This window comes from Halostella sp. PRR32, assembly GCF_034808085.1.
Taxonomy (GTDB): Archaea; Halobacteriota; Halobacteria; order Halobacteriales; family Natronoarchaeaceae; genus Halostella; species Halostella pelagica.
Genome location: NZ_JAXHGL010000067.1, coordinates 1 through 282, shown reverse-complemented (window position 1 = coordinate 282; position 282 = coordinate 1). Strand labels below are relative to the sequence as shown.

General features: G+C 66.7%; 1 protein-coding gene. It reads left to right on the top strand.

Translation table 11 applies throughout. The features are described 5' to 3' along the window. Positions 1-23 precede the first annotated feature (23 nt). The coding region (locus tag SM753_RS20415) for an ATP-binding cassette domain-containing protein (RefSeq protein WP_323192910.1) at positions 24-282 on the top strand (259 nt) is incomplete at its 3' end.

The window sequence follows — 282 nt, the reverse complement described above, 5'->3', positions numbered from 1 at the left end:
ACGAGGAATCCGTGTTGCGGGCGATGCAGGCTACCAACGTCGTCGAGTTTTCCGAACGCCCGGTCACGGAATTGTCGGGCGGCGAACGCAGCCGGGTCGCGCTGGCGCGGGTGCTGGCCGTCGAGGCGCCGATCGTGCTCGCGGACGAACCGACAGCCTCGCTCGATCCACGCTACCAGATCGACGTCATGATCAACCTGCGCAGCGCCGCGGATCGCGGCGTGTTGGTTGCGGTCGTGACGCACGATCTCGGTCTCGCAGCACGCTTTGCCGATACCGTGC